The sequence below is a fragment of the Anabaena sp. TISTR 8404 genome, from assembly GCF_056847745.1.
Map to the genome: position 1 here is coordinate 3963698 of NZ_CP180578.1, position 22251 is coordinate 3985948.

A 22251-nucleotide genomic window follows, 5' to 3' on the forward strand; every position below is an offset into this window, starting at 1 on the left:
GAAAGCCTCCTAGTATCCATGTTTGAGCATTAGTTCTTGTCCTAATCTATGCTTCGACTGCTATAAATGCAATGTTGCGCGGAGTTTTTAATGCGAATTAATGAAGCATTGTGGTCTCTTTCTGGCAATGAGATAATCGTCTTCTAAAATTGAGATTAAATATTGACCATAGCTACTTTTTGCCATTGGTTCAATTAAGTCTTTGAGTTGCTTATAATCTATATAGCCTTGGTTATAAGCTATTTCTTCAATACAAGCTATTTTTAATCCTTGTCTTTCTTCTAAAGTTTGAATAAAATTAGCAGCTTGATGTAAAGATTCATGTGTTCCTGCATCTAACCAAGCATATCCTCTACCTAAAAGTTCAACTCTTAATTTTCCTTGCTTTAAATAAGCCATATTCACATCAGTTATTTCTAACTCATTCCGCGCCGAAGGTTGGAGGTTGGCTGCAATTTCTCCTACTTGAGAATCATAAAAATATATACCTGGAATAACATATTTAGATTTGGGTATTGCAGGTTTTTCTTCTATCCCTGTTACCCAACCATCAGCATCAAATTCAATTACGCCATAAGGACGTGGGTCTTTTACTTGATAGCCAAAAACAAGTCCACCTTCTTTTAATTGTGCGGCTCTCAGTAAAACTTCTCTTAAACCATTACCATAAAATAAATTATCACCCAAAATTAAGCAGACTGGCTGATTGGCAATAAATTCTTTACCTAAAATAAAAGCATGAGCTAAACCTTCAGGATAAGACTGTTCAATATAGCTAAATTGCAAACCCCATTGACTACCATCTTTTAAAAGTTCTTGCAATAATGGCAAATCATTGGGTGTGGAAATAATTAAAATTTCACGGATTCCTGCCAACATTAATACAGACAAGGGGTAGTAAATCATTGGCTTGTCATAAATTGGCATTAGTTGTTTACTAACAACATTAGTAATCGGATAAAGGCGTGTACCAAAGCCACCAGCTAAAATAATTCCTTTCATTTTGCGTTACGATTTTCGTAGTTTTGTTTTAACCAATTCTGGTAAGCTACTGAACGTACTTGCTCTACCCAAGCTGAATTATCGAGATACCATTGCACTGTTTTTCTTAAACCACTATCAAAGTTTTCTTGAGGTTGCCACCCTAATTCTCGGCTGATTTTACTACAATCAATTGCATATCTTCTATCATGTCCTGGGCGGTCTGGAACAAAAGTAATTAAGGAAGAATAGGAAAAATTAGTTTTAGGCGCTAGTTCATCAAGTATGGCACAGATTTTTTTAACAACTGTTAAATTTGTTTGTTCATTCAGTCCGCCAACATTATAAGTTTCGCCAATTTTTCCGTGTCTTAAGACTAAATATATAGCTTCGCAGTGGTCGATAACATAAAGCCAATCTCGAATATTTTGCCCATCGCCATATATTGGTAAAGGCTTACCATCCACAGCATTCAGGATAGTCAAGGGAATGAGTTTTTCAGGAAATTGGCGCATTCCATAGTTATTGGAGCAATTTGTTGTTAAAGTAGGCAAGTTATATGTGTGGTAGTAAGCACGGACAAAATGATCCGCTGCGGCTTTAGAAGCGGCATAAGGACTATTAGGTGCGTAGGGTGTATCTTCTCGAAAAGCAGGTTCATCAGGTTGAAGTGAGCCATATACTTCATCTGTAGATACGTGTAGAAACCGAAATTGTTGCTGTTTTTCTGGTGAAAGTTTTTGCCAATAAAATCGACTGGCTTCTAGTAAATTAAATGTACCAACTACATTAGTTTGGATAAAAAGTTGCGGACTGAAAATAGAACGGTCTACATGACTTTCAGCAGCAAAGTTAATAATTACATCAGGTTGATATTTATTTAGTAAATAACTAACTAATTCAACGTTATTAATATCGCCTTGCACAAAATGATAGTTGCGATCGCCTCGTAACTCTGCTAAATTTTCTAGATTACTCGCATAAGTTAGTTTGTCTAAATTAATAATGTTAAACCAATTATTTTTTCGAGCTAAAATAATAAAATTTGCACCTATAAATCCAGCACCACCAGTTACTAATGCTGTTAGCATACATCCTTAAAATTGATATATAATTGAATGTATATTTGTATAAACATAATTAAAACTAAACAAAATCTCTATTTATTTTTAATCTATCCTCTAGTAGTATCAAACAGATCCACCTCGTCCCGCAAAAGAAACTCTACCTACAATGTATGATCTCAAGAGTGAAGATCCAAAAGAACCCGGTTTACCTGACGAATTTTACATTTTTCAACCCCAGCTTTTGCGCGAAACGTTTTTTCCACCCAGTTATCGAGCAGACGAGGTATTTACTGCTAGTGACTTAAATCTTTACTACGACCTGCGCCATCCATTATGGTACAAGCGTCCAGATTGGTTTGCAGTTGTGGGTGTTTCTCACCTGTATGAACAAAAAGATTTACGTTTAAGTTATGTAATTTGGCAAGAGGTGTTGCGCCTTTTGTGGTATTGGAGTTATTGTCTCCAGGAACAGAGAAAGAAGATTTAGGACAAACTTTGCGTGAGGTTAACCAACCTCCAACAAAATGGGAAGTTTAAGAGCGAATTTTGCGGGTTCCCTACTATATTGTCTTTGACCGTTACTCAGATAAACTACAAGCATTCCAACTGGTGGCAGACCGCTATAGTGAAATAGATTTAACTACACCAAGAATTTGGATGCCAAGTTTGCAACTGGGATTAGGACTTTGGCAAGGCTCTTACCAAGGAATTGAGCGGTTATGGTTGCGCTGGTATGATGCAGATGGAAATTGGGTTCCTACTCCTGTTGAGCAGGAAAACCAACAAGTTGATATATTAGCTGCAAAGGTTGAGAGATTAGCTGCCAAGTTAAGGGAATTAGGGATTGACCCAAATCAGCTATAAAAATTTACACAGCTTGCAAAATCTCCTCATCTACAGAGAAATCAATTTCCTTCTTATCCCGTCCATTGGCGAGATAATCATTGTTCAAGGAATCTGTTAGACCAGAAATTAAATCATACTCAGGCTGCCAATTTAATTCTGTTTGCGCTTTATGTACCGATGCGAAGAAATGCTGAACGCGCATTGGAAAAGCTTTGCGCTTGCCGAAATCAAACTTTTTCGGGTCATAGTGAACTATCTTAATCTCATCTGGTGATTTGCCAGCCGCTACAGCACAAGCACGGGCTAAACCATCAAATGTAACAAAGCGATCGCCTGAAATATTATAAATCTGCCCAATCGCTTTTTGATTGCCGATTACCAAAGACATAGCAGTTGCCAAATCTTTTACATGACCCAACTGCGTAATATGTAAACCATTACCAGGAATGGGAATTGGGCGATCGCGCACAATTCTATCAAAAAACCAGCTTTCTAAGTCATTGTAGTTACTTGGCCCGTAAATGTACGTCGGGCGAATTGAGGTAAAGGGCAAATTTTTTTCAGCCAAGTAAGCTTCTGTTTCAGATTTACCCAAATGGCGACTTTTTGGGTCTATCGCATCGCCTTCAACATGGGGTAATTGGTCAGATTTGAGATATACCCCCGCCGAACTCATATAAACAAACTGTTGCACCCGTCCTTGGAAAATTTCTGCCAATGGCTGAGTGTCACTCAATTCTCGACCATTATTGTCAAAAATGATGTCAAAATTTTCTTGTGACAATTTGTCTTTTAGCTGTGTTGCATCCGTGCGATCGCCTATAATTTGTCCTACTCCGGGTGGTACAGGACGATTACCCCGATTGAACAGTACCACCTCATGTCCTTGTTCTAACAGTATTTGAGTTAGGTAAACACCAATGAACCTAGTGCCACCCATAATTAAAATTCGCATAAATTCCCCTTTTATATCAGTTGCTAACGGAGAGGTTAGGGGATAGAGGTTATAGGTAACAGGTAACAGGTTAGAGGCGCTTAGGTTAGATATCTCCAATTATCTATCCGTCTTTGATACTAATCCCTAATCCCTACTCCCTACTCCCCACTCCCCCATTTGAGGTTATCAGGTTGCTGCATCCCTCTGGAACCACTTTCGGCAGAATTCCGTCTGGGGTTAAATCTGGGGCGCTTCCTCACAATTTGTCTGATGTATTTTCCACCTATTCAAGTTAACTGTGCCCTTGAAATATGCTCTGGTTCATGAGTGGTTAACACCTAAAGCCACTGGCGGTTCAGAACTAGTTGTACAAGAGATTCTGAACCATGTTGATGCTGACTTATATGCCCTGATTGACTTTGAATCCAGCAATCCTGAAAGTTACTTGTACAAACGTCAAATTGGTACAACGTTTCTTCAGTACTTTCCCGCTGCCCGTAATGGAGTGCAAAAATACCTGCCTTTGTTACCCTTAGCGATTGAACAACTGGATTTGCGTCAATATGACGTAATCTTGTCTTCTTCTCATGCTGTAGCTAAAGGCGTTCTCACTACCCCCAACCAATTGCATATTTGCTACTGTCACAGTCCTATGCGTTATGCCTGGGACTTGACTTTTGATTATCTCCAGCAAAGTAAACTAGGTAGTGGTTTGCCAGGGTGGTTAACAAAGTATCTACTGCATCAGCTGCGCCAGTGGGATGTATTGAGTGCTAACCGCGTTGATTACTTTATTGCCAATTCTCAGCACACAGCTAAACGAATTTGGCGTTGCTATCGACGAGAAGCCACGGTTATTTATCCACCAGTTAATGTAGAAGCATTTCCTCTTTTTCTCCAAAAAGAAAATTTTTACTTGACTGTTTCCCGTTTAGTTAGCTATAAGCAAGTATCTTTAATTGTCCAAGCTTTTAATCAATTGCAGCTACCATTGGTCATAATTGGTACAGGTTCAGAAATGGAAAAAATTCGCCAAATAGCCAACTCTAACATAAAAATACTGGGTTGGCAGCCTGATGATGTAGTAAAAAAATATATGGCTCAAGCCAGGGCATTTGTCTACGCAGCTTGTGAAGATTTTGGCATTGCCTTAGTGGAAGCACAAGCTTGTGGTACTCCAGTGATTGCTTATGGTGCAGGAGGTGCTTTAGAAACAGTCCGAGATGTGCGATCGCACAAGGAGCAAGGAACAGGGATATTTTTTCCAGAGCAAACAGTAGCAGCCTTGACAGCAGCAGTGGAAAAATTTGAAATGTATCGTAATGTATTCAATCCTGAGTATTTGCGATCGCACGCTGCCCAGTTTTCACCGCAAGTTTTTGCACAGCGTTATTTAGATTTTCTCAACAAGTGCCACAAAACCAGACCATACTTAGAGTAATGGTCGAAATTTGTGTGCTGAAATTGTGTATGCTTTTGGAACTTCCCTCCAGAAGCACCTCATTTTGGCTTTAAGATTGGGACTATGTGTGGTGTGGATTATTAAGGAGTATGATGACTGCCCAGAGCTCACTCCTCTCCGGCAAGCGAAGCCTACGGCAAGACGCTAGCTCGTCTACGCGTACTTTCTTAAAACGTAGTAAAAAAACAAAGACACCTAAGGTCAAACCCAAAGGTTTGTATCTTCAGGCTTTAAACGGAGAGTTTGCTAAGCGACTATTCGACATCGGATTTTCGCTGTCAGTATTGATTTTGTTCTTTCCCCTTTACTTAATTTTGGCCTTACTGATTGCTTTAAGCTCAGAAGGCCCGATTTTTTATGTCCAAGAAAGGGTAGGTAAAAACTACAAACGCTTCAATTGTATTAAATTCCGCACAATGGTCAGCAATGCAGATGAAATACTCGTGCAAATGATGGAAACATCACCCCAGTTGCGGCAAGAATTTGAAAGCAGTTTTAAGCTGAAACATGACCCCCGAATTACCAAAATTGGTAGATTTTTACGCATTACTAGCTTGGACGAATTCCCTCAGTTTTGGAATGTTTTAAAAGGAGATATGAGCGTCGTCGGGCCGCGCCCCCTAGTAGCAGAAGAATTACCAAAATACGGTAATCACATAGGTCAGATATTAACAATCCGTCCAGGAATTACTGGTTTGTGGCAGGTTTCGGGGCGTAATGATATTCCTTACCCCAGAAGAGTTCAAATAGACCTGCACTATGTCAAATTTAGGAATTTCTGGCTTGACTTGTGGATAATACTGAAAACGATTGATGTTGTTATTATGCCTAAAAATAACGGAGCTTACTGAGGAAAAATCAACATTGATCATAGGGGCATTCTCTGCCCCTATCTAGTTCTTCAGTGTTTCTACTAGGATTGAATTGTGTTAATCTTCAGGTTATGGGCAAGAAGAAAAAAGTTTTATTTACAGAAAAAATTATTTACTAACTCTTAAATTTCAGTTTTTCAGCTTTTACCTGCTAACAACCTAATAAACTAATTGTTTAAATTTTCAATTAATTCAGACTTAACAAAAATCAAGCTTATATGAAGTTTCTGTAAAAATTACGAAATATATCAGAAATTATATCCAAACACTGCGCTAGGCTACTCAAAATTGACTTGTTAAATAATTCTTAATTAAGTATATTTGTTTACGGCAAATTTCTGCTATCAATTAAGACCCGTAAGTTTCCCATTAGGCAATTTAGCCATTAGCTGCTAGGTTGTATCAGTTGGACTGAAACTATGTAGAGCAAAAATAACAAGGGATAATTGAGCATGGTGCAAACTAAGCGAGCGTTGATTACTGGTATTACCGGTCAAGATGGTTCATATTTAAGTGAGTTTTTGTTAGAACAAGGTTATGAAGTTCATGGGATTATTCGTCGGACTTCCACCTTCAACACAGACCGCATCGATCACATTTACGAAGACCCCCATAAAGAGGGAGTGCGGTTGTTGCTTCACTACGGTGACTTGACGGATGGTACAACGCTGCGGCGAATTTTAGAAGAAGTTCAGCCAACTGAAATTTACAACTTGGGTGCGCAATCTCATGTTAGGGTGAGCTTTGATTCACCAGAGTATACAGTTGATGCAGTTGGGATGGGAACACTGCGTCTATTAGAAGCTATTCGAGATTACCAGCGACGCACAGGTACTGAAGTGCGTTTTTACCAAGCTGGTTCTTCCGAAATGTATGGTTTAGTCCAAGCAGTACCGCAAAGCGAAACAACACCATTTTATCCCCGTAGCCCCTACGCTTGTGCAAAAGTTTACGCTCACTGGCAAACAGTAAATTACCGCGAATCTTATAATTTGTTTGCTTGTAACGGTATTTTGTTTAATCATGAGTCACCACGACGTGGTGAAACTTTTGTTACCCGTAAAATTACCAGAGCAGTAGCGAGAATTGTTGCTGGTAAGCAGAAAAAGCTTTATATGGGTAATCTCGATGCTAAACGAGATTGGGGCTATGCTAAAGATTACGTCCGAGCTATGTGGTTGATGTTACAACAAGACCAGCCAGATGATTACGTAATCGCCACTGGTGAAACCCACTCAGTCAGAGAATTTTTAGAGTTGGCGTTTGGTTATGTCAATCTTAATTGGCAAGATTACGTAGAGTTTGACGATCGCTACCTACGTCCCGCAGAAGTAGACTTACTAATTGGTGATCCTACTAAGGCAAAACAAAAGTTAGGTTGGGAACCTTCTGTCACCTTTGAAGGATTAGTCGCCCTCATGGTGGAAGCAGATTTACAAGCTTTGGGTCACACTTCACCCAATGGCAATGGTTCATCAGTGCCTGTTGATATTGCCACTATTCGGCAAGAATTGGGCGCTCTCCACTTCTGATTAACACCGCTGAGGATAAAAATATGACTGCCTTAGAATTAAAAAATAAAAGGATTCTCGTCACAGGTGGAGCGGGATTCCTGGGTCGTCAAGTAATAGATCAGCTGTGTAAGGCTGGGGCTGATAGTGCAAAAATTACGGTACCGCGATCGCGTGAATGCGACATCCGTGTGTGGGAAAACTGTCAACGTGCAGTTGACCAACAAGACATCATTATCCACCTAGCGGCTCACGTGGGAGGGATTGGTCTCAACCGCGAAAAGCCCGCAGAGTTATTCTACGACAACTTGATCATGGGAACCCAGCTAATTCATGCTGCCTATCAAGCTGGAGTAGAAAAATTTGTCTGTGTTGGTACTATCTGTGCCTATCCTAAATTTACGCCAGTGCCATTTAAAGAAGATGACCTTTGGAATGGCTACCCGGAAGAAACTAACGCACCCTACGGTGTGGCAAAGAAAGCACTGTTAGTGCAGTTGCAATCTTACCGCCAGCAATACGGCTTCAATGGCATTTATCTACTGCCAGTAAATTTATACGGGCCAGAAGATAACTTTGACCCCAGCAGTTCTCATGTCATTCCGGCATTAATTCGCAAAGTCCACGAAGCCCAAATTAAGGGAGAAAAACAACTACCAGTTTGGGGTGATGGCAGTCCTACCCGCGAGTTTCTTTATTCTGAAGATGCAGCGCGGGGAATTGTTATGGGTACTCAGTTTTACAATGACTCGGAACCAGTTAACTTAGGTACTGGTTATGAAATTTCTATCCGTGATTTGATTACCCTAATTTGCGAATTAATGGAATTTGACGGTGAAATTGTTTGGGAAACCGACAAACCTAATGGTCAACCACGCAGATGTTTAGATACAGAACGAGCCAAGCAAGCTTTTGGCTTTACTGCACAAGTTAGCTTTGAGCAAGGGCTAAAAAATACCATTGATTGGTATCGTCAAAACGCTGCCTAACTACTTATAGGGTAAACGTTATCTTAATGTAGAGACGTTGCAATGCAACGTCTCTACAATTTTTTTTGTGGGTACGGTTGAGATGAGGTTAGATAAAGCAAAACTACGCCGCACATTACTAAAACAACGGCAGTCGATGTCCGTTCATGAATGGAGAGAAAAAAGCGATCGCATCTGTACACAACTACAAACTTTGATTCACTATGATGAAGCAAAGACAATACTCGCTTATTTCAGCTTTCGTCAAGAACCTGATCTCAGTCCTTTATTTGCAGACACTAAATATAAATGGGGTTTTCCCCGTTGCGTTGGTAATTCTCTATCTTGGCATGTTTGGACATCGGAAGACTCAGTGCAAATTAACAGTTATGGCATTAGTGAACCTTATCCCGATGCGCCAACAATAGACCCTAGTGAAGTAGATTTAATTCTTGTGCCTAGTGTAGCGTGCGATTCTCGCGGATATCGCTTGGGCTATGGCGGCGGATATTATGACCGCTTACTCAGTTCTCCTGAATGGTCAAATAAATCAACTGTAGGTATAGTATTTGATTTTGCTTACTTGCACCAAATACCGAGCGCACCTTGGGATAAACCTCTCAAAACTGTTGTGAGTGAAACTGGCTTGACTGGGAAAGATTAAAGCTTCAGGATAATGAAGACACATAATCAAGTATTTTCTATGAATAATCCAGTATCATCTACCACTGAGCATGAAGCACTGCTCGATGAGATTATAGCAACTAGTCTTCAAGCTCAACAGCAAACAGGCCCAGACCTCCGCCAAATTCATAGCAAAAGTCATGGACTCCTTTGGGGAGAATTTATTATTGAACCACATCTTTCTGAAGACTTGAGAATAGGTTTGTTTAAAACCCCTCAAACTTATCCTGTGTGGATTCGTTTTTCTAATGGTGGTGCGCCTCAAAAACGTGGTACATTCAACTCCGATAGCCAGCCTGATGTTCGAGGTATTGCCATCAAGGTAATCAATGTAGATGGACAAAAAGTACTAGATGATGAAGAAAAAACTCAAGATTTTATCCTCAACAATTATCCTATTTTCTTGACTAAAGATGTTCGTGATTATGCCGATTTAGCCAAAGCAGGTAATGGACAACTTACACCAGAACGAATAGAAGAACTGACTTACGCCTTTGCTATTTTGCAAAAAATTGGTAGTAAGAAGATAGGTAATCCACTTTTGATTCAATATTGGAGTATGGCTCCATTTAAGTTTGGCGATAAATTTGTCAAATTTTCCGTCAAACCACAACAGCCGGAACAACCTCCCGAAACAGTTCCAGAATCGGAAAATTACCTACGGGAAGCAATAGTCAAATATTTGACACTAGAAGGTCAAGAAGCCTCTTTTGACTTCCTGATTCAGTTTTATGTAGATGATGAAAAGACACCAATTGAAAACCACGTTCAGGAATGGCAAGAGGCAGATTCACCGTTTATTAAAGTTGCAACTGTGCGTATTCCTAGTCAAAAATTCGATTTTGAAGAACGTAAGCGTTTAGATGAAGGTATGTTATTTTCCCCTTGGCACACACTCCTAGAACATGAGCCTGTTGGCAGTGTGAATCTCTCACGCAAGAGGCTTTACAGCGAACTTGCAAAGTATCGACGAGAGCAAATTGCCCAACGCCTGCGGGAACCACAACCTCATACAGTAGTTCAAGATGAACCAATGTAAATCAAATGGAAACTGCTTAAGTTCAGGGGTTATCTTATGTTCAGATGTGGCTTAATTATGCAAAACTCTGCACATGCTTGTGGCAGCGTTAATGATAAGCCTTCCATCGGCAAGGTATAACTTTTACCTAATAGCTTGCGTCAGAGACAATTGTTTCTGACGCATCAAATAAAAGGTTAATTATGAAATTTTTCAAACAGAATCCCAAGTTGAATATTGTATTAATTTATATAGTTTTAGGAGCGATCGCACTCATCACGCTATTTCCCTTACTCTGGTTAATTAGTACGGCTTTAAAATCACCAACAGAAAATATTTTACAATCGCCGCCACAATTACTACCCAGCCAACCTACACTAAACAATTTCTCTACTGTGTGGCAATCTTTACCTTTTGCCCAATATTTATATAACAGTACTTTGGTTTCGTTGCTGACTGTTGGCTTAAATTTATTATTTTGTTCTTTAGCTGCTTACCCTTTAGCCAGATTATCATTTCCGGGGCGAGACTGGATTTTTATTGCGATTGTCTCTACAATCATGATTCCGTTTCAGATTGTCATGATTCCCCTGTACATTTTGACAGTCCAGCTAGGTTTAGTAAACACTTATTGGGGAATGATTTTTCCTAGTTTAGCTTCGGCTTTTGGCATTTTTTTACTACGACAAGCTTTTATGGGTGTGCCAAAAGAAATAGAAGAAGCAGCTCGTATGGATGGTAGTTCGGAGTTAGGTTTGTGGTGGCATATCATGTTACCTGCTATTCGTCCAGCATTAGTAACTCTGGCAATTTTCGTCTTTATTGGCTCTTGGAGTGACTTTCTTTGGCCTTTAATTGTGATTCAAGACGAAAAACTTTACACCTTACCTTTAGGAGTTGCAAAATTAGCAGGTACTTTTTCTTTGGACTGGCGCTTAGTAGCGGCTGGTTCGATCATTTCTATTGCACCAGTACTAATACTATTTCTATTTTTACAACGTTATATCGTACCCACTGAAACTGGAAGTGGTGTTAAAGGTTAATTTTGGCTAATAAGCGCCACTTTTATTCAAGACTACCCAGATTGTTTTAAATATCAGCATCAGGTCATAAACTATAGACCACTTACGTTGATAATCTATATCCATTTGAACAATGGTTTCAAAATCTTTGATGCTAGAACGACCATTGACTTGCCATTCTCCCGTCATACCTGGTTTGACTCTTAATCTCTCCCAGTGATGAGGTGAATAATAGATAACTTCATCAGGTGTAGGGGGACGTGTTCCAACTAAGCTCATTTCTCCTTTGAGAACATTCCAAAATTGTGGTAACTCATCCAAGCTGGTGCGACGTAAGAATTTACCGACTGGAGTAATACGAGGGTCATCAACAGATTTAAAGATGTGACCTTGAGCTTGATTTTTTACTAAATGCTTGAGTTGTTCAGCATTCACAACCATCGAACGGAACTTCCAAATGCGGAAAGGTTTTCCGTTGATACCGCAACGAATTTGGGAATAAAATATCGGGCCGGGATTAGTGATTTTAGTGACAATTGCTATAGGAATTGCCACGATCGCTGTAATAATGAGTCCAACAATAGCTCCTAAAATGTCAATAAATCTTTTTGTAATGCTTGAGGTTGAGCTATGTAAGGGCTTTTGTCTAAAATTAGCTGCGTTATGTTGAGCCGCAAGAGCTAATTCATCCACAGCATAACCTCCTGCATGAGAAGTAACAGTAGGTATTGACATCATAAGGAGTTTAAGTTGATCAAGGTATCTTGATCAGACTACATTTGTACTGAGTGCTAATATAAACAAAAATTCACCCAGTAATAAATCTCTAGCTCAAAGTTCATATAATCTTTGAATACAAAGAGAGATTTTAAATTTTGAGTATTGAATGCATAAAGTGAGTCTAGCTAAAAGACTATTAACACCCACATACTAGCTGCTAACCCAATAGTTGCTAAGTGTTGCCAAAAAAGCGATCGCATTGGTTGTCGTGCTATTTTTTGCGTTAATACTATCGTTAACAGCACAGAAAAAATTAAAGTAGCACCTTGCAAAAAGGCAATAACTGCTGGATGTGCTACCAGTACGGGCAAATGTTCGCTATTCAGCCCAAAGGTAGCTAAAGTGACGGGTAAAATTCGCCCACCTTCTCCTAAACCTAAACGTAGGTAATGAGCTAAGTTACCTCCTAACACCAATGGTAAGTAACCGTAGGCAATTTCTATAAATGATTTAGGTTTGCGATGAAAATTGAATAGTTGTATCAAGCCGTAAGCTGCCCAAGCTAAAGCAGCTGGGACAAGCAAAACTAAGAGTGATAATCCCAAGTGCTGCCAAAATTGGGTTAAATCTATGTGTAAACCCAACCAAGATTGCAATTCTGGTAATCGATGCAGATATACACCACCCAACAGCAAAAACAACAATGCAACCTCATAGTTGCGTGGTACATGAGTTGTCCACAGTTCAATTCCTGGGGGACGCAAGTTAAACTCAACGGAACGATGGGGACAGGCTTTTAAACAAGTCATGCACAAGACACAATCTCTGTTATCTTCTAGCTGGGCGGGATGAGAATATAACGGACAGCCATTGGTTTCCATACCTTCGCCTTTTTGCGGCCCGCCTTTGTAACATTGATAGGTGGTGCAGGTAGCAGAACAAATACCTTGCTGCGCCCGCAGTTCAGTTATGGAGAGTTTGGCAAATAAACCATTCATCCCGCCAATGGGACAGAGGTAGCGACACCAAAACCGCCGTTCAAATATGGCTGAGAAAATCATTGCGCCGGCGGTAATTAACAACAGCAAACAAGCTGATAGGTAAGCTGTATTTTCTAAGTTCCAGAGTTCTTCCCACAAGAAAATTAGGGTAAATAGGCCAAACACAAACCATCCACCCCATTTCTCTGCTTTTTCTCTCGGCCAGCGTTTGAGTTGTCGAGGAAATAACCACAGAGATAATTTTTGGGTAATTTCGCCGTAAATCATGAAGGGGCAGACGGCACACCAAACGCGACCTAAAAAGGGAAAGATAAATAAAAAGAAAGGCCACCACCAAGCCCAAAATAAATTTAAAGCAAAATTGCGATCGCGTGTTTGCGGCCCCAGAAATAACACCCCAAGGAGTATCGCAAAAGCTGCCACAGTAAAGCCATAGTTAATGCGGTCTGGCCACCAGTCACTCCTTAAGAATTTTCGCAGCCCAGGATAAGCATTCAACAAATTAACGCGAAATTCTTTTTTCTTGGTTTGGGCTGACCAGAAGATTTCTTCTGTTAATTCTTGTCTGTCTGCTGCTTGGACAATTGCCCGTTCTACTAAATTTTTTAACTCTTTAAGATTGCCAGGGAAGTCATAAGATTGCAAGCGGCGTAAGGCTTCTGGGGTGACATGGGGTTTTGGCAAACCGCGCGATCGCACGTAAAGACTGATGTAATATTCTACCTGTGCTTTGATATCTGTTTTTCGCACCCGCAATGGCGGTACTTTAATTACACGGCCTACACAGCGTTCAATTTTGGACTGCGTTTTTTCGGAAATAATCAAAATTCGGGCTTGGCTGGTGCGGGGTGCGACTGTTGGTTCGCCAGCACGAGTTACAGGGGTGTAAGTGCCTGTTTTGATTAACTGCACCATTGCTGGTAATAATTCTGCTGGCAATTCTTGGATGTTGTTGAGTACTAAAGTGCCTTCTCCCAGCCATTCTAAAAGGCCTGGTTTGCCGCCTGCACGACCAAATAAGTCTATACCGCTAGTTTGGAGAATACCACAATTTATTTTAATAATCGGTTCCCGACGTTTGGGTGAACCATAGTGAATCAAAGCAGCAATATTATCCTTTTCTAAGCCCGGTTCACCGAAGATTTCTACTGATTTGCGGTCAGCTGCGGCTTCGCGTATTTGTTCGCGTAAACGGACTGCATAGCGACTTGTGCCAACAATACCCCGTTGGGCTTTGGTAACTAGATACGGACGCAAGGCGACAGAACGTTCTTGTTCGTAAGTTAAAGCTGATGTGACTTGCGCTAATTCTTGGGCTAAGGAGCGAGATAATACTTGGGTAATTTCTGGGTATTGGCTGGCTAGGATGCGAAATTCAAAAGCCGGGATAACCCATACATAGCATTCTGTAAGCGCAATGATTGTCGATGGTGTTAATTCATCTAACAGCAGTTCTTTGAGGTTAATTACTGCCCCTGGTAGAAAGCCACAAGCCAGAGTAAAGTTACTTTTATTACTGGTATCACTTTCAATTTGACCGTCTTTGAGGATATAAAGGGCTTCTGGGGGAGTACCTGCGCTGACTAAGTTACTGCCTTGTGGTACAACTTTTTCTTCTAAGACTTGGGCGATCGCATTCAACGCCACCGATGAGAGAATTCCTAAAGTTGTACGTTTTTGTAGCCAAATGACTGTTTCTTGTGATGTCATTGTGGGTTTGCCGTGCAGGCTGCTTGCTGTATAAATGGAATTATCCCTGATCAGAATGTCAAAAGCACTGCGTGATGAGTCTGTCGGATGTCCCTAATCTTTGGGTTCCTTTAGCACTTTTAGGTTTAATTGTGTTGGCTGCGGTATTTTTTAGCCGTAGCTAGAATTGTTTGCGATCGCATATTTTTCATATATATGTGACAAGATTGTCACATTCCCTTGCTAACTTATATTTCAGTAAACAAATAGTTTGCTCCTCACACCATACCGTCCGCCCTTTGGCTTTTCAAAGCTTTGGGGCTTTTTTAATACATATTCATTTTGTCTAAAAATTTTATTCATCAGATAAACTCTACTTTGAATGCTGTTTAATTAGTTATTTTTACTGACCTTCATCTCGGCTATTATATACTCGTTTTCATGTTTCAATTCTAAATTTCTTATGGAATTTATTAATAGTGTAGATATATACATCTATCAAGACTAGGCAAAGTTTTTATCTATCTAATGGAGGAACAAATATATCTAAAATACATACTAAATAAGATACTATTCCGATCACCTGACGAACTATAACTTTGAATCTTCTCGTTGCTAGTTAGTAGCGAGAGATTTTTTTTGGACAAAAAAATGCTGAAAATGAAATAGGAAAATCTTGATAATCAATAGTCAAACTAGATTTTTCTATTCTCCTTAAGGATTGCAATACATACATTGCGCTGGGTCAGCAAATTCCCTTCCATTAGGAAATAATTTTTCTTGCTTAAAACCACATTTTTGACACTGATAAACTACCGCTAGTGTCAAACTAGTAGGCATAGAACACATTTCACATGGCAATCCTGCTATTTTTTCACTTATAGCAAAACCGGGTGCAGAACATTGCGGACATAAGCTTTTAATTTTAGTTAATAAATCTAAAGTTGCTTTTTCAATATTCTTCATGCGGGTTGGGTTGTAAAGCGCCCGCATATCTGTTTCTAAGTTAACTTTACCATCTATAGAATTATTTAAGGCTGTGTTAATAGTATGTGTCAGTTTCGCTTCTGTAGTAATGCCTTTAATTACCTCAACGGTATTTGTAGTAAAATCTTCCCAATAAATAACTATTCCGTGTTCAGGGAAACCAACTTTTTTAGCAAAGTTGTATGCTTCTTGAATATTTTCAACTACCTGATGATTAAAGTTAGTTTCTATTGAAAATTCTTCACCAATAATTTCGACTTCGTTTTCTTTATCTAATAAAATAACAATTTCTCGATTGGAGTAAATATATGGTACAAGTGGATGAGGTACAAAACTACCTTCACTGGCGATCGCTAAAGTCTCACCTGTCAATTTTAAGGCTGTTTCTGCTTTTAGTTTAGCAGCTTCAATTTGATTACCAGGGCGTTTTACTTCTCTTGTAAATGTACCAAAAGCATCAGTATTAAAATTAGATGGAACTATAGTTTTAATATATAATTCTTTTTCTAATAATGGCGCAATTACCTTTTCTTTTTGGTGCATTGTTGCAATTACGCCTACTCGCTTGCTAAATAATTGCTGAATTTGCATCGTGTAATATATCAATGTAATTAAATATTAAAAAACAGTGGGGTGCGTTTTTGTGGAGGGCAACGCACCATCTTTTTAGATTTTATCAAGGTGCGTTAGGCTAAAGCCATAACAAACCCTACAAAATTAAGCTTATAAATACCTAAATCTGTTAAGCATTAGCCGAAAGTAAAGGAATATTTTCAGCCAGATAATCTGAAACAGTAACGCCTTGTTGTTTGGCCCAAAACTGGCTTAAAAAATGGATTTGTCGCAAACCAACAATTAAATTTAATCCGGGAACAAATAACCACCAAACTACCAAAGGTTCTTTCCATCCTGCTTGGCGGTACAGTTCATTAACAGTCTTATATAACTTAAACTGAACGATATAAATCCACACAATACCCAAAAGCGAAAACCAACCAAACCATCCAGGTACATCAGGATCAAATATTCGCAAAGCTTGGGGAATTGCTACTCCGAAAACAAATGGTGCTAAACACAGCGTTCCTGACCAACCAAACCCGTTATAACGACGTAATTCTTCTTGAATAATCCATTTGTACCAGCCGTAATACAGCATACCTGTAATCACAGACAATAAAATTACTCGCCATAATGGACGGGGTTTACCTAAATATTTTGCTGACATTGATTTACGCCTGAGATATCAAATATATTTCTTAACATTTCTTAATTTAAGATATCTCAGGCGTTTTTGTCTAACTTTGTTCTTGAGGAACTTGGCTTATCTGTGCCATCATCTGTTCTTTATCACGCTTACGTTTCTTGGCGTATAGCTGAATAGTCACAGCCATAAATATAATTAGACCAAAAATGCCCCAAGCAGTGATGTCTGTAGGTAGATTGTTTTTAAACACAGCCAATAGTACAATCACCACCAACATGACTGTAGGTGCTTCGTTTAAAGCACGTAACTGTTGACCAGTCCAACGACATTCATTGGCTGCTAACTTCTTCATCAAACGACCGCAGTAATGATGATAAGCCAATAAAATGGCGACAAATAGCAGTTTGAAATGTAACCAACTCTGTTTTAAAACGTCTGGTTCGGTACTCAGCAAACCTATCGCCATCGCTACTGTTACTAACATTCCGGGAGTAGTGATGATGCGATAAAGACGTAGTTCCATAATTTGATACTGCTTTTTCAGTATCGTGCGTGCTGGTTCTGGTTCTTGTTCAGCTTCTACATGGTAAATAAACAGACGCACCAGATAAAATAACCCAGCAAACCAAACTACAATTCCAATGATATGAAATGCTTTAAACCAAGAATAAGCCATGAATTCTCTTCTCCATTAAGGTAGCTTTAATGAGATCGTAAGTTACTAGAAATTTGTCAATATTCGCTTACGATCACATTAAATACTGTGCCAAATCATCTAATTAGCTATTTGTTAAACACAGATAATTTCTCTGTGTTTACCTATGGTTTCATTTTTTATAATATCGATTTTGGCAAAACTTATTTCTGATTATTTGTTGACACGCCTAACAAAAGGCAGTAAATCTTCTAAAATGTCTTTGGGGTAATGTTCTTGCGGGTAATGTCCGACATTATTAAGTTTTATTAATTCTACATTAGAGACAGAATCGCTAAATTTTTGTGCTATGTCTATGGATAACCAAGGGTCAATCATGCCCCATTGAATCAGAATTGGCTGTTGCCATTTTTGAAAGCCAGATTCAATTTCTGCCATTGCTTGGGGAAGTTGCAAATTGCGAATGGTTGATAATAAGCCTCTCCCAGCCGCAGAAGTTTTCAAAAAAGGTCGGCGGTAAACATCTAAATCTTTATCTTCGATGCGATAACGGCTACCACCTTCTAGGGTGCGGTCAACTAATAAAGGGTCTTGAGTCATCATTTCACCTGCTAACGGTAAACCCATTTGTTGGATTTTCCAAGGTAATTTAGCTGTGCTAGAAATCGGTGCGTTTAAAATAGCAATGTTAGCAATTTGTTCAGGATGACGCAAGGCATATTGTAAACCTACAGAACCTAAAAACCCTTGCACAACTAAAGAAAATTTTTCAAGTTTTAATGTTTGTATAAAACTTTCTAAAGCTGTAATAAATGCGTCAGGAGTGTAAGCAAAATCGCGTTTTTCTGGCATAGAAGAAAAGCCATAGCCAATCCAATCTGGTGCGATCGCTCTTGTTCCTTGGCTGGCTAAAGCTGGCATAATATTACGCCAGCTATAACTTTGGGATACGATTCCGTGCAGCAAAATTACAGGTAATAAATCACTTTGTCCAATCGGTTGAGCTTCCCGATAAAACCACTCTAACGAATCAACTTTTACTTTATTTTCTGTTACAGACACGCTACTTTCCTAATAGAAACTGAGAACTCAGGAGAAATATTATTGTTTAATTCTCAATAATCATCTCACGAATCGCAGATGCTGTTGCAGGCGCTAGTAACACACCGTTACGATAATGTCCGGTGGCGAGGAGGATATTGTTAAATCCTGGCAGTTTTTCAATTATGGGTGCTGGGCGACCTTCGGGGCGGGGGCGTAACCCTGACCATGTGCGAGTGATAGTCGCTGATGCTAATTCTGGACAAAAGGCGATCGCTTGTTGTTTAACAGACTCTAATAGTTCATGATTGGGTGGAATTTCATCACCATTGCTAGGAAACTCCACCGTTGCGCCTATCCAATAATCTCCCCCGCCCACAGGGACAATATGCACATCATTACAAGTAATCATCGGCTGAAACTCAGGGTTGCCGATGGGATGTTCTAAATGTACTTGTAATGCTTGCCCTAGAACAGGGCGGATATCAACCTTTTGATTTAACTGGGATGTTAATAGTGTAGAACCCAGTCCAGCCGCAACCACAATCCAATCAGCAGTAATTTCTCCGGCTGTAGTTTCGATTGATGTGGCTGAGATATTCAAAACATTTACGCCAAATTTGAAGGTTACGCCTTTTTGTTGGGCGGCTTCAACTAAAGCTAAGGTTAAAGCTGTGGGGTCAAGTTGACGGTCTTGGGGTGAATAGACTGCGCCAGTAATGTTGTCATTATCTACCTGTGGGCAAAGATTTTTCAGTTTGGCTGTGTCCCAAATTTCCAAGTCCCAACCTTGAGAATGACGGGTTTCAACTAATTTTGCCCAATTATCAAAATTTTCTTCTTTCCAACACAGATGGAGAATACCTTGACGATTGAATGGGATTTTACTCCCAGTTAACGCTTCTAATTCAGGAATTAAGGTTTCGTAGCGTTCAATGCTGGTTTGCCGCAGTCGCCAAGCTTTGCCCTTAATTTTTTGACTGATGACACCCATCAAAACGCCAAGGGCTGCGCCTGTAGAGGCTTGTGCGGGTGGTTTTTGGTCAACAACGGTAATTTGCAACCCTGTGACTTGACTTAGTTCATAGGCGATCGCAGCCCCAACCACGCCACAACCGATAATAATTACATGACTCATTGCTTGGATATTAAGAAGTTATGAGCTAGTACCGCAAGGCAGAAGTCAAAAGGAGCCAGTGCATTGGGGAGACACTGCGTTGCGGAGGTTTCCTCCGTTGTAGCAAGTGTCGTCGGCTTTGCCGACTTGAAGCAACTGGCGTTCAAAAGTCAAAAGTCAAAAAGCTTACTGTACAAGTTTCTTCATTTCAGACTTCAGACTTCAGACTTCAGACTTCAGACTTCAGCCTTTTTTCTTCTAACTCATAACTTATCACTCAGGAATCACTGCTTAGGATTCAGCTTCCTTGCTACCTTCAGGCAACAGTTGCAGGAATTTGTCAACATCTGTAAAAGCAGCTTGGTAGTTACTCGCGGCAACTAAACTATTGCCAGTACTAGCCGCTTGATCAATTTTAACCAAGTGGTTCAGCAAATCTCTGGTGATTTGACGGGCTGCGGTTTGGTCTTTGGGTAAAAGATGGGGTGTGATGTAAGTCATGGTCAGTCTAGCTTCTGCCATTGGGCCATGAATAAAGTTACCCACTTTAATCCACTCATTTTTTTGGATGAGGGTTTTCAGTTCGTTTGCGCGATCGCGCACAGTCTGAATTTCAGGTACATATTCCTGAATTTGTGCAATTTGATCTGCTGTATAAGTTGGAGGTGCAACTGCTACCCCAGGGCCACCACAACTAATGAGGAATGTAGCCAATAATACCAGGATGATTGAAAAAATCGAGCGTTGACGCGCCATAAACTGAACTTAACTTTTTTTTACGTTTGCCAGCTAACAGTGTAATTTTAGATCGCCAGGGTAATTTATCGTTCTAACAAGTAGATGATTTTGCGGAAAATTCTGAGAATTTTTCCAGACTATTTATGAATAGGGGTACAGATTCAAATACTTTCCTCAATTTTTTAAGTATAATTACTCAATAAGCCTGAGAGTAAATTAAATCTAAAATTTACTACTTCATACTTCATACTTCATAAATTGTTAAGAAAAGGTAATTTTCAAGTTGCGAAATTTAAAACGTCTTGATAAGCTGAAACACTAATAAGATTAGCCTTCTGGCGGTTTTCTGTCGTCACATTCCCCAAAGCTGACTAACTATTTAGGAGTGTTTTTTCGTGAACGCAGCTGAACAGGCAACTAACCTTGAACTCGCCAGTAAGATAGCTACGGTAGTTAATTTGTTCAAATTCGAGTTTCCCGATGCGAAGTCGGATTTGAAACCTTGGAAGAATGATCCTGAAACCAGAGAATTGGTTGATCCAGATTCAATAGACATTGGGTTTCACTTTCCGGGAATCAGCAAATCCTGGCGTAGTCGTAGTGTCTTAATTCAAATTCGCTTTCATCAAGATCCAATCACAAACGCACGTCGGGCAATTGGTGTAGAAGTTGCTGGATTTGATCATCGCGGTGAGGCGTGGCGACTTTCGACAGTAGAAAACTGGAACATTGTTGGTGAGTCTGCACCGTCTGCACAAATAGGCGACAAGCTAAAACAATTTTGTCGGCAGATTTTAGAACTATTTAATGAAAAGTCTGAAGTATGAAGTGTGAAGTCTGAAGTCTGAAATTTCAGTTTTTCGCCTTCATCCGCTTAACTCCATACACTCATCATTAAGCATCAGGGTCTTCACCTAACTCTCGTAGACGGGCGGCTAAACGTTCAGCACGTGCTTGTGCTGCTTCGGCTTGTGTTTGGGCGGCTTGGGCTTGGGCTTGTGCTGCTTCGACTTGTGCCTGTGCTGCTTGTGCTTGTGCTTGTGCTGCTTCCTCTGGCAAAGGCACAAGATTGCCATCTGAATCGTAGAATCTTAGCCAAATTGCTGTTTCTCGGTCTATTGTGCCTTCCCAAGTCCCTAACCAAAAACCTAAACGCTGACACCACAGCCAACCACTTTCGTTTGGGGTTAAGGGCTGGTAAGTCTGATTTGCGTCTAAATGCCAACCTTGTAAAGAGTTGGAGTCAAAGGGGTCATAGACAAAGTAATCTGGTGTGCGGAAGATTTGTTGATAAATCTCTTTTTTTGTAACTTTGTCAACTCGCGCTGTAGATGGTGACATTAATTCGACGATGACATCTGGGTAACGCCCGTTTTCTTCCCAGACTACCCAGCCTTGTCTAGTGGTAGTGCCATCAACATTCAGCACTGCAAAAAAATCAGGGCCGCGAAAATCATTGTTACGTGCTTGGGTGCTGCTGTAGTAGATGAACATAATACCACCTGTATAAAAGTCGTTTCGGTCAGCCCAAGCTTGCTGCAATGACCGAATTAAGACATTCATGGCAATACGGTGGCGATTTGACTCCAATGGTTCTCCGTCATCAAATATTAAATCTGTGGGTGGCATTGGGGGTTCCCAGTCCACAATATCAGTCGTCTGGGATGTTTCTAAATCTGGCTTACTTATTGTCATGCCCACCCCCTAAAGTAGACTATCAAATGCTCATAT

20 protein-coding genes and 1 pseudogene are annotated in these 22251 nt (G+C 40.0%); 9 read left to right on the forward strand and 12 right to left on the reverse strand.

What is annotated here, in order from left to right:
- Positions 1–87: 87 nt before the first annotated feature.
- On the reverse strand, positions 88–1002 hold the full coding sequence (rfbA, locus tag ACMX3D_RS17070; RefSeq protein WP_482747073.1) for a glucose-1-phosphate thymidylyltransferase RfbA: 915 nt from the start codon (positions 1000–1002) through the stop codon (positions 88–90).
- The gene (gene rfbB / locus ACMX3D_RS17075; RefSeq protein WP_482747074.1) at positions 999–2072 is read right to left on the reverse strand and encodes a dTDP-glucose 4,6-dehydratase; all 1074 of its coding nucleotides are present in this window, start codon (positions 2070–2072) and stop codon (positions 999–1001) included. The genes rfbA and rfbB overlap by 4 nt, the downstream gene beginning before the upstream one ends.
- A 142-nt stretch (positions 2073–2214) precedes the next feature.
- On the opposite strand from rfbB, the pseudogene ACMX3D_RS17080 reads away from it, so the two are divergent.
- A pseudogene (locus ACMX3D_RS17080) lies at positions 2215–2912 on the forward strand (Uma2 family endonuclease).
- Between the two features lie 4 nt (positions 2913–2916).
- Here ACMX3D_RS17080 and ACMX3D_RS17085 read toward each other — a convergent pair.
- Positions 2917–3849 (reverse strand): NAD-dependent epimerase/dehydratase family protein, encoded by a 933-nt coding sequence (locus tag ACMX3D_RS17085; protein ID WP_482747075.1) that lies wholly within the window; start codon positions 3847–3849, stop codon positions 2917–2919.
- Between the two features lie 280 nt (positions 3850–4129).
- Between ACMX3D_RS17085 and ACMX3D_RS17090 the strand changes: the two genes are divergently transcribed.
- The 7 genes from ACMX3D_RS17090 (at position 4130) to ACMX3D_RS17120 (ending at position 11389) form a co-directional block, all read left to right on the forward strand.
- Complete coding sequence (locus ACMX3D_RS17090; RefSeq protein WP_482747076.1) at positions 4130–5272, forward strand: glycosyltransferase; 1143 nt, start codon at positions 4130–4132, stop codon at positions 5270–5272.
- A 113-nt stretch (positions 5273–5385) separates the two neighbouring features.
- Positions 5386–6144: an undecaprenyl-phosphate galactose phosphotransferase family protein gene (locus ACMX3D_RS17095; RefSeq protein ID WP_482752366.1), complete on the forward strand. Its 759-nt coding sequence runs from the start codon at positions 5386–5388 to the stop codon at positions 6142–6144.
- A gap of 473 nt (positions 6145–6617) precedes the next feature.
- The gene (gene gmd, locus ACMX3D_RS17100; protein ID WP_482747077.1) at positions 6618–7697 is read left to right on the forward strand and encodes a GDP-mannose 4,6-dehydratase; all 1080 of its coding nucleotides are present in this window, start codon (positions 6618–6620) and stop codon (positions 7695–7697) included.
- 23 nt (positions 7698–7720) lie between these two features.
- A complete protein-coding gene (locus ACMX3D_RS17105) occupies positions 7721–8665 on the forward strand; it encodes a GDP-L-fucose synthase family protein (protein WP_482747078.1) in 945 nt (314 codons plus the stop codon).
- An 82-nt stretch (positions 8666–8747) separates the two neighbouring features.
- Complete coding sequence (locus ACMX3D_RS17110; protein WP_482747079.1) at positions 8748–9308, forward strand: 5-formyltetrahydrofolate cyclo-ligase; 561 nt, start codon at positions 8748–8750, stop codon at positions 9306–9308.
- A gap of 39 nt (positions 9309–9347) precedes the next feature.
- The gene (locus tag ACMX3D_RS17115; RefSeq protein WP_482747080.1) at positions 9348–10367 is read left to right on the forward strand and encodes a catalase family protein; all 1020 of its coding nucleotides are present in this window, start codon (positions 9348–9350) and stop codon (positions 10365–10367) included.
- A 182-nt stretch (positions 10368–10549) separates the two neighbouring features.
- Positions 10550–11389: a carbohydrate ABC transporter permease gene (locus ACMX3D_RS17120; protein WP_482747081.1), complete on the forward strand. Its 840-nt coding sequence runs from the start codon at positions 10550–10552 to the stop codon at positions 11387–11389.
- Between the two features lie 6 nt (positions 11390–11395).
- On the opposite strand, the gene ACMX3D_RS17125 is transcribed toward ACMX3D_RS17120, so the two are convergent.
- The 8 genes from ACMX3D_RS17125 to psbQ form a co-directional block, all read right to left on the reverse strand.
- Entirely contained in the window at positions 11396–12106 is a 711-nt protein-coding gene (locus ACMX3D_RS17125; RefSeq protein ID WP_482747082.1) for a sugar transferase, read from the reverse strand.
- 167 nt (positions 12107–12273) lie between these two features.
- Positions 12274–14799, reverse strand: coding sequence for an AAA-type ATPase lid domain-containing protein (locus ACMX3D_RS17130; RefSeq protein WP_482747083.1), 2526 nt, complete (start codon positions 14797–14799; stop codon positions 12274–12276).
- 693 nt (positions 14800–15492) lie between these two features.
- Positions 15493–16356, reverse strand: coding sequence for a DUF6671 family protein (locus ACMX3D_RS17135; RefSeq protein ID WP_482747084.1), 864 nt, complete (start codon positions 16354–16356; stop codon positions 15493–15495).
- A gap of 151 nt (positions 16357–16507) precedes the next feature.
- Complete coding sequence (locus ACMX3D_RS17140) at positions 16508–16990, reverse strand: hypothetical protein (RefSeq protein ID WP_482747085.1); 483 nt, start codon at positions 16988–16990, stop codon at positions 16508–16510.
- Positions 16991–17060: 70 nt separating this feature from the next.
- Positions 17061–17645: a protoporphyrinogen oxidase HemJ gene (hemJ, locus tag ACMX3D_RS17145; RefSeq protein ID WP_482747086.1), complete on the reverse strand. Its 585-nt coding sequence runs from the start codon at positions 17643–17645 to the stop codon at positions 17061–17063.
- Between the two features lie 192 nt (positions 17646–17837).
- A complete protein-coding gene (locus ACMX3D_RS17150) occupies positions 17838–18686 on the reverse strand; it encodes an alpha/beta fold hydrolase (RefSeq protein ID WP_482747087.1) in 849 nt (282 codons plus the stop codon).
- Positions 18687–18732: 46 nt separating this feature from the next.
- Positions 18733–19803 (reverse strand): NAD(P)/FAD-dependent oxidoreductase, encoded by a 1071-nt coding sequence (locus ACMX3D_RS17155; RefSeq protein ID WP_482747088.1) that lies wholly within the window; start codon positions 19801–19803, stop codon positions 18733–18735.
- 270 nt (positions 19804–20073) lie between these two features.
- Positions 20074–20538, reverse strand: coding sequence for a photosystem II protein PsbQ (gene psbQ, locus ACMX3D_RS17160; RefSeq protein WP_482747089.1), 465 nt, complete (start codon positions 20536–20538; stop codon positions 20074–20076).
- A gap of 377 nt (positions 20539–20915) precedes the next feature.
- On the opposite strand from psbQ, the gene ACMX3D_RS17165 reads away from it, so the two are divergent.
- Positions 20916–21347, forward strand: a complete 432-nt coding sequence (locus ACMX3D_RS17165; RefSeq protein WP_482747090.1) for a hypothetical protein — start codon at positions 20916–20918, stop codon at positions 21345–21347.
- 67 nt (positions 21348–21414) lie between these two features.
- Here the strand turns inward: ACMX3D_RS17165 and ACMX3D_RS17170 are convergent, their stop codons facing one another.
- The gene (locus ACMX3D_RS17170) at positions 21415–22215 is read right to left on the reverse strand and encodes a Uma2 family endonuclease (protein ID WP_482747091.1); all 801 of its coding nucleotides are present in this window, start codon (positions 22213–22215) and stop codon (positions 21415–21417) included.
- Positions 22216–22251: the final 36 nt, after the last annotated feature.